Genomic DNA, 14,361 nt, shown 5'->3' on the forward strand with positions numbered 1-14,361 from the left:
TGCAAGAGGCAGCAATCTGGGAGCCCTAGCTCAGGAAGATGCTCTCACCTGACTGATCCGGATGGTGAACATCGCCTTTAGCAAGAGCTTGCTGACTCCATCGATATCCCTAGCGATTTTCTCGACCTCTGGAACGGAGTACCCCTCCGATATCTCCCCTGGGAACCTCATGGCGTCCCTGATTGCTTCGCTCTCAGCAGGTGTTCCAGTCAGTTGCTGGACATCCAGTAGCTTTAGTGCAAAGGCAAGGTATTGATCACGGTGAACACGGTAGAGACGTTTTCTGTCCGCTGCCTTTCGTGCCCAAGTGTCATGTTGAACCCTATTGCGAAGGAGCCGAACTGCGTCCAGTGAATCCAATGCTTCGTTGACAATCTGCAGCTCCACACCAGTCAAGTTCCCGACGGCGATCCTCCGTGCTTCATCGGTCACCTTCTTGGCAGTGCCGTACTTCTTGAGCCTCGCCTCTGCCACCTCCGGCGTCGTGTTCAGCAGTACTGCAAACAGGCAATAGAGATTGATCTCTGTTTGAGCCCAGGTCGACGCGACAGCCCCTACGGCAGCAGCAAAGCCCTGCACGTCATCAACAACATATGGCCCAACCTCAATGAGCAAATTTCCGCCTTCATCGAGTATTTGCAGTCCATGATTTTCATTGCTCATGACGGCCATAGCTCCCTGTCAACATAATGTTCAATGAATCTAGCAACGGTTCTTCGCTAGCCTTCCTCACATCAACGCATCGGCCAGCCGTGCGATGCCTTCGCGGCTGCGCCGCCACGTCGGGCGGCTGCGCCACTGCCGCAGGTCCAGCTGCCGCGACTCGCGCAGGTAGCCGTCCTCGATCGCGCACAGCTGCTGGACCAGCGCGCGGTCGTAGCAGATCAGGCCGATTTCGGCATTCAGCGCGAACGAGCGGATATCCATGTTGATCGAGCCGAGTACGGCGATGTCCTCGTCCACGCTCATGTGCTTGGCGTGCAGGAACTGCGGTTCGTACAGGGCGATGCGCACGCCACAGCGCAGCAGCTCGTCGTAGTACGCCTCCTGCGCCCACGAGGTCAGCCGCTGGTTGTTGCTGGCCGACAGGATCAGCTGCACCTCCACGCCGGACAGCGCCGCGATGCGCAGCGCGCTCAGCGTGGCTTCGTCGGGCACGAAGTACGGGGTGACCATCACCAGCCTGCGCCGCGCCAGGTGGATCAGCGCTGCCACCGCATCACGCGCGTTGCTGTACGGGTAGGCCGGGCCGCTGGGCAGCAGCTGGGTTGCGATGTCGTCGCTGCACTCGGGCACATCGGCGATCACGTCCAGGCGCTGGCCGGTTTCCATGTACCAGTCGCTGGCGAACACCGCTTCCAGATGCGCCACCGCCGGGCCGCGCACGCGCGCCACCAGCTCGCGGTTCGGGTGGCCGGGCACGAAGCCGGGGCCGGCCAGGTTCTGCGAACCGACGTAGGCCACTTCGTTGTCGATCACCGCGATCTTGCGGTGGTTGCGCAGGTCCATGCGCCCGCTGCGGCGCCAGCGCAGGCCACCGGGCAGCATCGCGCGCACTTCGATGTCGCGCGCTTGCAGGCGCTTGCGATAGGCGCGCAGGCCGCGCTTGGCACCCACCGCGTCGAGCAGCACGCGGCACTGCACGCCACGTGCGGCCGCACGCTGCAGTGCCTCGACCACCGCCTCGCCCACCGCGTCGTCGAACATCAGGTAGTACAGCAGGTGCACGCGGTCTTCGGCCTGGTCGATGTCGGCGATCAGCGTGTGCAGCGATTCGTCGTAGTCGGTCAGCAGGTCCACCGCGTTGCCGTGCACCGGCATGAAATCGCCCTGGCGCTGCACCAGCGGCACGATCTCGGCGCAGGCGGTATCCGGTTGCGGGGTCCAGCGCAGGCGGTGCTGCAGTGCCTGTTCCTCGCGGATGACCTGCGAGGCCTCGGCCTGGCGGCGGATGCGCTCGCGCGACAGCCACGGGTGGCCGAACAGCAGGTACAGCGGCAGGCCCAGCAGCGGCACGAAGCCGACCAGCAGCAGCCAGCTGCGCGCCGCCCCCGGCGTGGTGCGGGTGGGGATCCAGCACAGCGCGACCAGCCGGATCAGCCAGTCGATCAGCAGCAGGTACGAACCCAGCAACCACTCGAACAGCATCGCGTCGCCCGTCGGGAGGTGATGGGCCATTCTGCCCAGCGGGGTGTGTAGAGTCGAGCTTGCTCGACTGCTGTAGCGCAGCCGAGCGTAGGCTCGGCTCTACAGGACGGCTCAATGCCGCACCGGCACCTCGCACAGCTGGCGCACCGAGTCGGCGTGGCGGCGGCCGTTGAGCGCCATGCAGGCGATTGCCTGCGCGGCCCGCTCCAGCTGCGTCTCTGGAAGCGGCGACGGCGCGCCGTTGGCCAGTGCCAGGTGGTGGTCGCACAGCAGCAGCGCCATGCCCTCGATGCCTTCCAGCATGCGCTGCAGGCGCAGCCAGCCCAGTTCCAGGTCCTGCCGGTGTGATGGGGTGTTCATGCAACCTCCTTCAACGGATCTGGCCACCGTGAAGGTGGCGGACGATGCGTGGTTGCAATACCGGGGAACAAGCAACGGAAACAAACCGGCGGGCACGCGGCCCCCACGCACCGCCCGCCAGAAGGCAGAGCGGGTCGCCAGCCGCTGCACAAGCAGAGACAGCGGCTGGCGAATTTACCGTCACTCGATTCCTCGGGATTGCAAGCCCGGCCACTGCAACCGCAGCGGCTTGCCATCATGGGCACGGTCACGCCCGTCGTTCCAATCGATTTGAACCGCGCGAGGCGCCGGAACCGGTAGGAACAATCACTTATCGCATTCGGGCCTTCACACCAGGCAGGGCGCCATTGGCGACAGCCTGCGCGGGGAGTGTTGCAATGCCGACCAACGGTCGGCACCCACCACGGCAATGCAGGCAGTACCCACCACCTGGATGCCAGGCATGAAAAAACCCGCCACAAGGGCGGGTTTCTTCGCGGGGACCAGCAATCCTTGCGGATTACTTGATCTTGCCTTCCTTGTACGGGACGTGCTTGCGCACGACCGGATCGTACTTGGAGAATTCCATCTTCCCCGGGGTGTTCTTCTTGTTCTTGTCAGTCGTGTAGAAGTGACCGGTACCGGCGGTCGAAATCATACGGACCTTATCGCGCTTGCCTGCCATGATCGTCTACTCCTCAGACCTTTTCGCCGCGCGCACGCAGCTCAGCCAGAACGGAATCGATGCCGTTCTTGTCGATGGTGCGCAGTGCATGCGCGGAAACACGAAGCTTCACCCAGCGGTTCTCGCTGGCAACCCAGAAGCGGCGCTCGTGCAGGTTGGGCAGGAAACGACGACGGGTCTTGTTGTTGGCGTGCGAGACGTTGTTACCGGTCTGCACTCGCTTGCCGGAAACCTGGCATACGCGGGACATGGCGCACCTCGATAGTAAGTTGTGTCAGCCCGTAGCCCGGGAGACGGCGGCCTCGGTGGTTGCCCACCACACGTCAAGAGAATCAAAGGGTTACGCTGGCGTTGGGCGGCCGGGGACGTGCTCCCGGGGGCGCCGCCCGGTAGAAAACCGGACACAGCGAGCCGCGCATTATGCACGGGTTCAAGCACTTGCGCAAGCGCAGAGTCAAGCGTCTCCGCCGCCCCCTCCCCCACACACATGCGGAGCCTTGCTCCGAGCAGTGCATTCAGCTACAGAGGCAAGATATAAGCCTGCATTAGGGGTTCATTTTTGTACGACCGATGGGCAGCAACTAGGGAGCGTCAACATGATAGGACTTGAGAAAGCACAAGAACCCGCCGCACTTCAGAATCCCAGATATGCACAGGTTCTTCAGAGAGCGAAGTCGCACTACGAGTTGGATATCCGCACTGTAAGACAGTCGCGCCCTCAATTTGACTTTTTCCATCGAAGCGAGCTTAAGCGTGCACTTCTTATCGAATCCCACGGGAAGTGCGCCTACTGCGAACAACTCTTGGATCCTGAAGACAGTGTCATCGATCGATTTCGACCTTCAAGCGGCGCCGTTGACGCGTCGGGAACCATCTCCAGCCCCCACTATTGGTGGCTTGCTTACGACTGGAATAATCTGTTTCCCTCATGCCAGCAATGCAATTTCTTTAAGGGCAACAACTTCCCCGTTGTGAACGAAAGAATCCCCGTAGGTGTGCACACGGATTTCGACGCGGTAGAAGTCCCCTTGATAATTAATCCCTTTAGGCTTGATCCTTCCAAGCACCTTGAATACACCAGAGACGGAAGAGTGATTCCACTAAGTTTGTTCGGCGAGCACACTATAGCAACCATCAAACTGAATCGATCCCCTTTACTACTCAAGAGAGAGCAGGCGCTAGCTCATTTTAGTAGCCGAGGAGAATCGTGGATAGAAAATTCACGCGCCTCGCGAGAATTCGCAGGAATGGCACGTTACTTCGCTCTCCTGAAAGGCCAGACCCGTAGCTGGCCCGTACTTCGGCGAGAGGAGCCGAGTGCCGTCAAAAAGGAGGCCTCAGAGGCATCTCCGCCCGGCACCCCAGACAGTTTCCCTCTCGTCAGTTCAATAACGATTTCTGGGTTGTTTGGCCTTGGCGACATAGAAGTGTCGATTCCTTACAGAAGCGCAAACCGAGCACCATGCATTGCATTGGTTGGAGAGAATGGCACCGGAAAGACATCTATTCTCAAGGCCATTGCAGTAGCAATGTATGACAGCCAGTCTCTAGTAGACCACATTGACACGACCAGCATGCTAACGCACCCCGGACGCCCCGGGGAGTTAATTGTTAGATTCGATAACGCAAAGATCAACTCGGCGAAGATCCTTCCGAATGGAAAAGTAAAGAGAAGACGAGAAGAGTCCAACGTCACGTTGCTTGCCTACGGGGCGACCAGATTGCAAGCGAATGCTCATCACATCCCCCCCCAGGAAAGAAACGACTCCAGAGCGCTTAACCTCTTCGATCCATTCTCACCCCTTAGAGAATCTGCACCTTGGCTTATGGCCTTACCAGCACATAAGTTCGATTACGCTGCTGCGGCAATCAAGAAGATACTCGACCTACCAGACGAAGTAATCATTGATCGCCCATCGAGTGGAAACGAAGAAAAGTCAATTCACATGCTAGTTAACGGAGAAAGGCGACCCGTGAGTACCCTAAGCCACGGGTACAAGGCAATGCTTGGCTTGGCCTGTGACATCATGCAAACAATGTTTGATAAATGGGAAGACTCAGCATCTGCGGAGGGAATAGTAATAATAGATGAGATCGAGAATCACTTACACCCCGTCTGGAAGATGAGAATAGTTCCCGCTCTCCGAGATGCGTTTCCCCGCATCCAATTTATTACAACCACGCATGACCCACTTTGCCTTCAAGACTTTGATTATGATGAAATATCAATAATCACCAGATCTTCGTCGGGCGGCGCAAGCATTCGAAACGCCCCAAAATCGACTGACATGATGAGAATTGACGAGGTACTAACCTCGCCAAACTTTGGGTTAGGCAGCACACTGAGCCTCCGCCTCAAGCAAACTTTCGACGAGTACTATGGCCTGCTTGATTCAGACAACCCTAACCCAGATAGACTTCGCGAACTCGAACTACAGGTGGCTTCGTTTGACGCCCCCCATCTCTTGGAACGCGACAGGATAATGTACAAAGTAATTGACAAATTTATCGCAACTCGAAGGAGAGGAGATCAGAGCAATCTAACTTCCGAAGAGAGCCTGTCGTTGATTGAGAGCCTTGCAGAGAGCATGCGAGACAATCATGATTAAAATAAATAGAAGCACCATCACTATTCCAGACTGCCTTCGAACTGACATAGCAAGCGATGGATCCTCCGAGACGCAATTAGCCATCGATTACTTCGAAGGAAATGACAGAGAAAATGGATTTACATACAAAGTATACTCAAAGACCGAAGTCAAGAGTCGCCTTAAAAAATTATTCAACAATAAGTGCGGGTTCTGTGAGATTGACTACGGGGGTGCGGCAAGTGACGTGGAACACTTCCGACCAAAAGGCCGTCTCGATACAATTGATGAAAGGGGGAAAGTAAAGATTTCGGGGGATGGCTACTACTGGCTCGGAGCCGACTGGAGCAACCTAATATACTCGTGCCAACACTGCAATCGCGGAGAAACACATATCCATGCCGGCGACTTTCCGGAGACAGAGAACTCTGTGAGGGTCAGTGGGAAGCGGAACTTGTTTCCTTTGATCGATGAATCAAAGCGAATCTCTCGCGGCAGCCCGATTAACTCTGAAGAGCCTTATAGACTTCTTCTCGACCCCTGCAATGACGATCCAACCTTACATTTGGAGTTTGATAACGAAGGGCATGTATATGCAAGGAAAGTCGGATCCAACAGGAGCGCCAAAGGAAGAAATTCAATTGAAATTTATGGACTCAGGCGAGACCCTCTTAATGCTAGAAGAAAACTTACAGCGACGATGCTGCTGTATTCAGTGTCGACCCTCAACGATGCAACGTTAGCTTCCCTTCGCGCACTTAATGATCATTCATTGAGATCAAAAGTCGTAGATCATGTCTCCCACATACAACACAATTTTTTGGCATCTCATTGCCCGTTTCTAGCGATGAGCCGGGGCATTGCTGTGAAGAACATTGATTTCGCTTCGCTTCGAAAGTGCCTCAATAGATAGACTTCTTTTTTTGCGAATTTGGCGCATCACCCCAGCACCTCCACCACCCAATCAATGAACACCCGCAGCCGCTGGCTCATGTGCCGGTTCGGCGGGAACATCACATGCATCGGCATTGGTGGCAGCTGCCAGTCCTGCAGCACCGGCAGCAGCTCGCCACGCGCCACGTGCGGCGCGGCCATGTAGCTGGGCAGCGCGACCACGCCAAGCCCGGCCAGCGCAGCGGCCAGATAGGCGTTGCCGTCGTCGAAGCCGATCGTGTAGCGGCCCTGCACCTCGATGCGCTCATCGCCACGTTGAGCGTTGAACACCCTGGCCCGGCCACTGCGCGGGCTGAGGAAGCCGACCATGTGGTGATCGGGCCCTTCCAGCGCGCGCGGATCGGCCGGCAGGCCGAAGCGCTGCACGTAGCCCGGGCTGGCGTGGAAGCCGATCGGCAGCGCGCCGAGCGGCCGCGCCACCAGCGCCGGGTCGGCCGGGGTGCCGCCACGGATCACGCAATCCACGTTGTCAGCGATGACATCGACCTCGCGGTCACTCACGCCGATGTCCAGCTGGATCTCCGGGTAGCGCGCCTGGAAATCCGGCAGCGCCGGCACCAGCCGCAGCCGAGCGTACGGCCCGGGCACATCCACGCGCAGGCGCCCACGCGGCTGGATGGCCGCATCGCCCAGCCCGCCCTCCACCTCTTCCAGCTCGGCCAGCAGGCGGGCGATGCGCGGGTAATAGGCCGCTCCATCGGCGGTGACGCTGACACGCCGGGTGGTGCGGTTGAGCAGGCGGAGCCGAAGGTGCGCCTCCAGCTGCTGTACCAGCTGGGTGACCGTGGTGCGGCTGACCTGAAGCGTGAGCGCGGCACGGGTGAAGCTGCCGGTCTCCACCACCCGGGCAAACGCCCGCATCGCCTCGAAGCGGTCCATGACAGGCCGTTATTGTTTGGGATTGGCAACCAATCTAGGCCGATCATCGCGGTTTATCCAGACAGCGAAGGGGCGGACGATGGCGTTCTTCCCAACCGATTCCTTCCCATGTCACAGCGTGATGTCGTTTTCCCCACCGGCCGCCAGGCCCTGTACGAGCGCAACCGCTACTCGCCGGCGATCCGTTCCAATGGCTTCCTGTTCGTTTCCGGCCAGGTCGGCAGCCGCGAGGACGGCTCGCCCGAGCCGGACTTCGAAGCGCAGGTGCGCCGCGCCTTCGACAACCTCAACGCGGTGCTGGCTGCCGCAGGCTGCACGTTCGATGACGTGATCGACGTAACCGTGTTCCTGGTCGATCCGGAAACAAACTTCGAGAAGGCGTGGGCGATCGTGCCCGAGTACTGGGGCGAGGCGCCGCACCCGACCCTGACCGGCATCGGCGTGACCTGGCTGTACGGGTTCCAGTTCGAGATCAAGGTGATCGCGAAGCTGCCTGCAGACCGGCGGTAGTGCCGGCCGCTGGCCGGCAGCATCGAAAGGCGTGTCGACCAAGGTCGACACCCACCAGGGCAGGAAGTCGGCACCCACCAAGGCAGAAAGCCCCCCAGGCCGCGCCACCTGAACGGGAGATTCCGACGGATTCCCGAAGCGGCCATTGATATTGTATCCGGCGAAAACCGCTTGCTAGCCTCCCCTTCATGCGCCGGATCTCCCGCCACCTTCGCTCGTACCTGCTGATGCTGCTGATGGCGGCGTTCGTGGTCGTGCCGGTGGCCGACGCGCTGGCGTGCACGGTGGAACCGCACGCCAGCACGGTGCACGTGGAATCCGCGCCGGATTCCGATGGCGATATCGATGGCAAGCATGTCGGTGCCTGTGGCCACAACCACTGCCACCACTCCAACCTGAGCCTGCCGGCCAGCACCCTCGCTGCCTTCGGTGCGCCACTGCCGGCGCGCTGGATGAATGCAGGCGATGCGGCGACCTATGCGGTCGCCCAGGATGAATTGACGCGTCCTCCCCGGGCGTGAGTTGAGCGCGTCCCGCGATTGCGGGCTCCCGTTTCACTCACAACCGGAATCCCCCTATGTCGATCCTGACACCTCGGTCGCCGCGCGCGGCCGGGCTGGTCGTCGCTGTGCTGCTGGGCCTGGCCCCGGCCGCATCGGTGATGGCGCAAGCCGCCCCCTCCTACGACACCCTGCTTGAACGCCTGGACCAGCTGCCCGGCACCCGTGTGGGCACGGCACTGGCCGAGGCCGCCGATGCGCGCGCCGACCAGGCCCGTGCGTTGCCCAACCCTTCCCTCTCCTACTCGGCCGAAAATGCCTGGGGCACCGGCTCCTATGGCGGCATGGGCAAGGCCGACACCGTGCTCACCCTGTCCCAGCCGCTGGAGGTCTGGGGCCAGCGTGGCGCGCGCGTCCGTGCCGCCCGGGCCGAGGCACAGGCCGCTGCCCTGCGTGGTTCGCAGAGCCGCAGTGATGTCGCCAGTCAACTGGCGGTGGTCTACGCACAGGCGGAAAGTGCATTGCGTCGTTACACCCTCGCCAGCGAAGCGCTCGCCCTGACCCGCGATGATGCGGCCGCCGTCAACGCGATGGTCAAGCAGGGCCGCGAACCGCAGCTGCGCGCGGTGCAGGCGCAGAGCGAAGTGGCCAATGCCACGGCGTCGCTGGATGAAGCACAGGCGTTCCGCGACGCCGCGCTGGCGCGGCTGGCCGGTGCCGCGTTGCTGGATACGCCGGTGCAGTCGATCGACAACAGCCTGCTCGACCGTGCCCCGCCGCTGCCGCGCGGTGCCACCGACGCCGCACTGGCGGTGCGTATCGCAGAAGCGGAAGCCGATGCAGCCGGCAAGCTGGTCGAGGTGGAGCGCAAGCGCGCCCTGCCTGACCTCAGCGTTACCGCAGCGCAGACCCGCTTTCGCGAAGGCGGCGAGCGTGCCTACAACCTCGGGGTCAGCCTCAGCATCCCGCTGTTCGACCGCAACCGCGGTGGCATCCGCGCCGCCAATGCCGACCACCGCGCGGCCGAGGCACGCTTGGACCAGCAGCGCCGCGACAGCGAGGCCGAACGCCTGTCCGCCGTGGCCGGACTGAAGGCCGCCGGCAGCCGTACCCGCGCCGCCGATGAAAGCGTGGTCGCCGCCGAAGAGGCGTATCGCCTCGCACGCGTCGGCTTCGATGCCGGACGCATCTCGCAGCTGGAACTGCGCAGCACGCGCAGCGCTCTCATCGCCGCCCGCGGCACCGCCGTGGACGCGCGCCTGTCGCGCGTCGGCGCGGAAATCGATCTTGCCCGCCTGGAAGGGCGCGCACCTTTTGTGGAGGCCCCATGACTCTCTCCCGTTCCTTCCCCCTGATCGGCGGCCTCCTGCTGACCGTGTTCCTGGCCGGCTGCGCCGGCAATGCGCAGACGCCCGAAGCGGCCGACGCCACCGCCGCCAAGGCCGGTACCGACGATGGCCACGGCCACGCCGCCGACAGCAAGGAAGCCAAGGCAGAAGCGGCCAAAGCACCCGCCGACGCCGATGAAGGCGTAGTGCAGCTGACCCCGGAACAGATCAAGGCGTCCGGTATCGAGGTGGTCGCCGTCGGCCGCGGCGGTGGCGGTTCGACCCGCCTGTCCGGCCGGGTCGAACCGTCGGTAGGCGCACGTGCCTCGGTCGCCTCCACGGTGACCGGCCGCGTCGAACGCGTGCTGGTCGCGCCGGGCACGGCGGTGAAGCAGAACCAGGCGCTGGCCATCGTGGTCAGTGGCGAAGCTGCGGTGTTCCGCGCCAATGCGCTGGCTGCGTCGGCCGAAGCCGAGGCCGCGCGCCTGGCCTATGGCCGCGACAAGGCACTGGTCGACCAGGGCGTGGTCGCCCGCCAGGAGCTGGAAGCCTCGCGTGCCCGCTCGCTGGCAGCACAGGCCCAGGCCGCCGCCGCGCAGGCCCAGGCCGCCGCCAACGGTGCACCCGATGCCAGTGGCCGCGTGCGCATCACCAGCCCGGTGGCCGGCATCGTCGGCAACGTGCAGGTCACTCCCGGTGGCGTGGTTGCCGCCGGCAGCGCGGTGGCCGACGTCGCCGATCCGGCGATGAACGAGCTGGTGTTCACCGCGCCGCCAGCGCTGGCCGCACAGGTCACGCCGGGCATGACGCTGGAAGTGAGCGTGCCGGGCGGCAGCTTCACCGCCACCGTCACCGGTTCGGCCGCCGATGTGCGCCAGCAGGGCGGTGTGGCGGTGATCCGTGCCACGCCGGTGAATGCCGCGCTGCCGCCGGCTGGTTCGCCGGTCTCGGCGGTGGTGGTCACCGAGGGCCAGGACGGTTCGCTCAGCGTGCCCGCCGATGCGGTGCAGAACGTTGATGGCAGCAGCGCGGTGTTCGTCGCCGTCGACGGCGGCTTCAAGGCGCAGCCGGTGCTGGCCGGGCGCAGGGCCGGCAACCGCATCGAGATCCTCGGTGGACTGACCGGCAACGAGCGCATCGTCGGTGCCAACGCCTTCCTGCTCAAGGCCGAACTGGCCAAGGGCGAAGCCGAGCACGGCCACTGAGGAGGCGACCATGTTCAAGCTGATCATTGAAACAGCGGTGCGCCACCGCTGGCTGGTGGTGTTCATGGCGGCGTTGATCGCTGCGGTGGGCCTGTTCCAGCTGGGCAAGCTGCCGATCGACGCGGTGCCGGACATCACCAACCGCCAGGTGCAGATCAACACGGTGGCACCGGCGCTGACCCCGGAACAGATCGAACGGCAGGTGACCTATCCGCTGGAAACCGCGCTGGCCGGCATTCCCGGCCTGACCACCACGCGTTCGCTGTCGCGCAATGGTTTCTCGCAGGTCACCGCGATCTTCACCGATGCCACCGACATCTACTTCGCCCGCCAGCAGGTGGCCGAACGCATGCGCGAGGCATCCGAAGACCTGCCCGATGGCGCGTCGCCGATGCTGTCGCCGGTCACCACCGGCCTCGGCGAAGTGCTGATGTGGACAGTGGACTTCACCACGTTCGATCCGGCCAGGCTGGCCAAGCCCGGTGAAGCCGGCTGGCAGGCCGGTGAGGTCTACCGCACGCCGGAAGGCAACCTGTTGCGCACGCCGGAAGAACGCGCCACCTACCTGCGCACCGTGCAGGACTGGATCATCGCGCCGCAGATGCGTTCCAGCCCGGGGCTGGCCGGCGTCGATACGGTCGGCGGCTACGTCAAGGAATACGGCGTGCATCCGGACAGCGCCCGGCTGGCTGCGCATGGCCTCGGCTTGGCCGACCTGGTCACCGCGCTGCAGCGTTCCAACGTGCAGGCCGGTGCCGGTTTCGTGCAGCGTGCCGGCGAAGGCCTGGTGGTGCGTGCCGATGGCCTGGCGCTGACCACCGAGGATCTGGCACAGGCTCCGGTGGCCACCCGCAACGGCGTGGTGGTGCGCGTGGCCGATGTGGCCGAGGTCGAGCTGAGCCGCGCGCCGCGCCTGGGTGCGGCCAGCCGCAATGGCCATGAAGCCGTGCTGGGTACCGCACTGATGATCGCCGGCGGCAACAGCCGCACCGTGGCGCAGGCCGCGGCCGCGCGCCTTGAACAGGTGAACACATCGCTGCCGGCCGACATCGTGGCGGCACCGGTGCTGGACCGCAGCGTGCTGGTCAATTCCACCATCAAGACCGTGGCCAAGAACCTCACCGAGGGCGCGCTGCTGGTGGTGGTGGTGCTGTTCCTGCTGCTGGGCAACCTGCGTGCAGCGACGATCACCGCGCTGGTGATTCCGCTGTCGTTCCTGTTCGCGGTGATCGGCATGAACCGCTTCGGCATCAGCGGCAACCTGATGAGCCTGGGTGCACTGGACTTCGGCATCCTGGTGGACGGCGCGGTAATCGTGGTCGAATCGACCCTGCTGATGCTGGGCCAGCGCCGCACCGAACTGGGCCGTGCATTGACCGCGATGGAACGCCTGCGCGTGGCCGCCGATTCGGCCATGAAGATGGCGCGCCCTGCGGCGTTCGGCCAGTTGATCATCCTGCTGGTGTTCGCGCCGATCCTCACCCTGGAAGGCGTGGAGGGCAAAACGTTCCACCCGATGGCGGCCACCTTCATGCTGGCCCTGGTCGGTGCCTTCATCTTCTCCTTCACCTTCGTGCCGGCAATGGCCGCGCTGCTGGTGCGCGAGCCGAAGGTGAAGGACGGCGATGCGCATGCCGATGATGGCGAGCACGAGACCAAGCTGATCCGCGTGCTGCGCGCACGCATCGAGCCGGTGGTGCGCAAGGCCGTGGCGCATCCGCGCACGGTGCTGGCCGGTGCGGTGATGATGGTGGTGGTAGGCATCGGTTCGTTCTCGCTGCTGGGCCGCGAGTTCATGCCGACGCTGGACGAAGGCAACGTGGCGATGCAGGCCCTGCGCGTGCCGTCGACTTCGCTGGAGCAGTCGCTGGCGATGCAGCTGGCACTGGAGAAGGCGATTGCCAAGCAGCCGGAAGTAGAAACCGTGTTCTCGCGCACCGGTACCGCCGAGGCGGCCATCGACCCGATGCCGACCAACATCTCCGACAGCGTGATCGTGCTGAAGCCACGCAAGGACTGGCCGGATCCGACGCTGGGCAAGGACGCGCTGGTGGCACGCTTCGAAACGCTGGCCGGGCAGCAGCTGGGCAACAGCTTCGAGTTCAGCCAGCCGATCGAGCTGCGCTTCAACGAGCTGATTTCCGGCGTGCGTACCGACCTGGCGGTGATGATTTTCGGTGATGACTTCAGCCAGCTGCAGAAGGTGGCCGACCAGGTGGCGTTGAAGCTGCGTGCAGTGGAGGGCGCGGCTGACGTGCGGGTGGAGCAGATCTCCGGCCTGCCCACGCTGAACGTGGCCATCGACCACGTGGCGGCGGCGCAGTACGGGCTGACCGCGGCGGATGTGAGTGATGCGCTGTCCACCGGCATTGGTGGTACGGCAGCCGGCAAGATCTTCGAAGGTGATCGCCGCTTCAACGTGGTGGTGCGCCTGGACGATGCCTCGCGCAACGATCCGGACCAGCTGGCTTCGTTGCCGATCGCTACGCCGTCGGGACTGGTGATTCCGCTGTCGTCGGTCGCACGCATCACGGTCAGCGAAGGGCCGAACCAGATCAGCCGCAACAACGGCAGCCGCCGCGTGGTGGTGCAGGCCAACGTGCGTGGCCGCGACCTGGGTGGCTTCGTGGGTGAAGCACAGGCCGCGGTGGCTGACGTGGCACTGCCGCCGGGTGCCTACCTGACCTGGGGCGGCCAGTTCGAGAACCTGCAGCGCGCGGAAAAGCGGTTGGCCACCGTGGTGCCGGTGGTGTTCCTGCTGATCGGCAGCCTGCTGTTCATGGCCCTGCGCAGCGGCAAGGAAGCCCTTCTGGTGTTCAGCTGCGTGCCGTTGGCACTGGTCGGCGGCATTCTCGCGCTGCTGCTGCGTGGCATGCCGTTCTCGGTGTCGGCGGCGGTCGGCTTCATCGCCGTCTCCGGCGTGGCCACCTTGAATGGGCTGGTGCTGATGCAGGCGATCCGCGAGCGCCTGGATGCCGGTGACCTGCCGCTGCAGGCGGCGATCAATGGCGCGTCGAGCCGCATCCGTGCGGTGCTGACCACGGCGCTGGTGGCGATCGTCGGTTTCATTCCGATGGCGATCGCCAGTGGCTCCGGTGCGGAGGTGCAGAAGCCGCTGGCGACGGTGGTGATCGGCGGCCTGATCACCGCCACCGTGCTGACCCTGCTGGTGCTGCCGACCTTCGCGGCACGGGTGGCCAAGCCAAGGGCGGTGGGGTGAAACAT

General features: G+C 63.3%; 13 protein-coding genes. 7 read left to right on the forward strand and 6 right to left on the reverse strand.

Annotation, left to right across the window (positions count from 1 at the left end):
* Positions 1-30: 30 nt before the first annotated feature.
* The 5 genes from N7590_RS13300 to rpmB all read right to left on the reverse strand — a co-directional run bounded on the left by N7590_RS13300 (position 31) and on the right by rpmB (position 3,422).
* Positions 31-663, reverse strand: a complete 633-nt coding sequence (locus N7590_RS13300; RefSeq protein WP_164240798.1) for a hypothetical protein — start codon at positions 661-663, stop codon at positions 31-33.
* 66 nt (positions 664-729) lie between these two features.
* Positions 730-2,148, reverse strand: a complete 1,419-nt coding sequence (gene cls, locus N7590_RS13305; RefSeq protein ID WP_164240828.1) for a cardiolipin synthase — start codon at positions 2,146-2,148, stop codon at positions 730-732.
* 111 nt (positions 2,149-2,259) lie between these two features.
* Positions 2,260-2,508 (reverse strand): hypothetical protein, encoded by a 249-nt coding sequence (locus N7590_RS13310; protein WP_053511240.1) that lies wholly within the window; start codon positions 2,506-2,508, stop codon positions 2,260-2,262.
* 499 nt (positions 2,509-3,007) lie between these two features.
* Positions 3,008-3,175: a 50S ribosomal protein L33 gene (gene rpmG / locus N7590_RS13315; RefSeq protein ID WP_170272460.1), complete on the reverse strand. Its 168-nt coding sequence runs from the start codon at positions 3,173-3,175 to the stop codon at positions 3,008-3,010.
* 10 nt (positions 3,176-3,185) lie between these two features.
* Entirely contained in the window at positions 3,186-3,422 is a 237-nt protein-coding gene (gene rpmB / locus N7590_RS13320) for a 50S ribosomal protein L28 (RefSeq protein WP_005411638.1), read from the reverse strand.
* Positions 3,423-3,768: 346 nt separating this feature from the next.
* On the opposite strand from rpmB, the gene N7590_RS13325 reads away from it, so the two are divergent.
* Together N7590_RS13325 and N7590_RS13330 are read left to right on the forward strand one after the other, a co-directional pair.
* Entirely contained in the window at positions 3,769-5,781 is a 2,013-nt protein-coding gene (locus tag N7590_RS13325; RefSeq protein ID WP_164240799.1) for an AAA family ATPase, read from the forward strand.
* Positions 5,774-6,673, forward strand: coding sequence for a hypothetical protein (locus N7590_RS13330; RefSeq protein WP_164240800.1), 900 nt, complete (start codon positions 5,774-5,776; stop codon positions 6,671-6,673). Before N7590_RS13325 ends, N7590_RS13330 begins: the two co-directional genes overlap by 8 nt.
* Positions 6,674-6,699: 26 nt before the next feature.
* On the opposite strand, the gene N7590_RS13335 is transcribed toward N7590_RS13330, so the two are convergent.
* Entirely contained in the window at positions 6,700-7,593 is an 894-nt protein-coding gene (locus N7590_RS13335) for a LysR family transcriptional regulator (RefSeq protein WP_164240801.1), read from the reverse strand.
* A 108-nt stretch (positions 7,594-7,701) separates the two neighbouring features.
* Here N7590_RS13335 and N7590_RS13340 point away from each other — a divergent pair, with 108 nt between their 5' ends.
* The 5 genes from N7590_RS13340 to N7590_RS13360 all read left to right on the forward strand — a co-directional run bounded on the left by N7590_RS13340 (position 7,702) and on the right by N7590_RS13360 (position 14,356).
* Positions 7,702-8,103 (forward strand): RidA family protein, encoded by a 402-nt coding sequence (locus N7590_RS13340; protein WP_164240802.1) that lies wholly within the window; start codon positions 7,702-7,704, stop codon positions 8,101-8,103.
* Between the two features lie 188 nt (positions 8,104-8,291).
* Positions 8,292-8,624 (forward strand): hypothetical protein, encoded by a 333-nt coding sequence (locus N7590_RS13345; RefSeq protein ID WP_164240803.1) that lies wholly within the window; start codon positions 8,292-8,294, stop codon positions 8,622-8,624.
* 56 nt (positions 8,625-8,680) lie between these two features.
* Positions 8,681-9,934 carry a TolC family protein gene (locus tag N7590_RS13350; protein WP_164240804.1) on the forward strand — a complete coding sequence of 418 codons (1,254 nt, stop codon included), beginning with the start codon at positions 8,681-8,683 and terminating at the stop codon, positions 9,932-9,934.
* Complete coding sequence (locus N7590_RS13355; protein ID WP_164240805.1) at positions 9,931-11,136, forward strand: efflux RND transporter periplasmic adaptor subunit; 1,206 nt, start codon at positions 9,931-9,933, stop codon at positions 11,134-11,136. Before N7590_RS13350 ends, N7590_RS13355 begins: the two co-directional genes overlap by 4 nt.
* 10 nt (positions 11,137-11,146) lie before the next feature.
* Positions 11,147-14,356, forward strand: coding sequence for a CusA/CzcA family heavy metal efflux RND transporter (locus N7590_RS13360; protein ID WP_164240806.1), 3,210 nt, complete (start codon positions 11,147-11,149; stop codon positions 14,354-14,356).
* Positions 14,357-14,361 lie beyond the last annotated feature (5 nt).

It is taken from the genome of Stenotrophomonas sp. GD04024, assembly GCF_029837545.1.
Lineage (GTDB): Bacteria > Pseudomonadota > Gammaproteobacteria > Xanthomonadales > Xanthomonadaceae > Stenotrophomonas > Stenotrophomonas forensis.

Excerpts from the sequence above, each read along its gene's own strand:
- N7590_RS13300 (WP_164240798.1), bottom strand. The coding sequence starts at position 663 with ATGAGCAATGAAAATCATGGACTGCAAATACTCGATGAAGGCGGAAAT.
- cls (WP_164240828.1), bottom strand. The coding sequence starts at position 2,148 with ATGCTGTTCGAGTGGTTGCTGGGTTCGTACCTGCTGCTGATCGACTGG.
- N7590_RS13310 (WP_053511240.1), bottom strand. The coding sequence starts at position 2,508 with ATGAACACCCCATCACACCGGCAGGACCTGGAACTGGGCTGGCTGCGC.
- rpmB (WP_005411638.1), bottom strand. The coding sequence starts at position 3,422 with ATGTCCCGCGTATGCCAGGTTTCCGGCAAGCGAGTGCAGACCGGTAAC.
- N7590_RS13325 (WP_164240799.1), top strand. The coding sequence starts at position 3,769 with ATGATAGGACTTGAGAAAGCACAAGAACCCGCCGCACTTCAGAATCCC.
- N7590_RS13330 (WP_164240800.1), top strand. The coding sequence starts at position 5,774 with ATGATTAAAATAAATAGAAGCACCATCACTATTCCAGACTGCCTTCGA.
- N7590_RS13335 (WP_164240801.1), bottom strand. The coding sequence starts at position 7,593 with ATGGACCGCTTCGAGGCGATGCGGGCGTTTGCCCGGGTGGTGGAGACC.
- N7590_RS13340 (WP_164240802.1), top strand. The coding sequence starts at position 7,702 with ATGTCACAGCGTGATGTCGTTTTCCCCACCGGCCGCCAGGCCCTGTAC.
- N7590_RS13345 (WP_164240803.1), top strand. The coding sequence starts at position 8,292 with ATGCGCCGGATCTCCCGCCACCTTCGCTCGTACCTGCTGATGCTGCTG.
- N7590_RS13350 (WP_164240804.1), top strand. The coding sequence starts at position 8,681 with ATGTCGATCCTGACACCTCGGTCGCCGCGCGCGGCCGGGCTGGTCGTC.
- N7590_RS13355 (WP_164240805.1), top strand. The coding sequence starts at position 9,931 with ATGACTCTCTCCCGTTCCTTCCCCCTGATCGGCGGCCTCCTGCTGACC.
- N7590_RS13360 (WP_164240806.1), top strand. The coding sequence starts at position 11,147 with ATGTTCAAGCTGATCATTGAAACAGCGGTGCGCCACCGCTGGCTGGTG.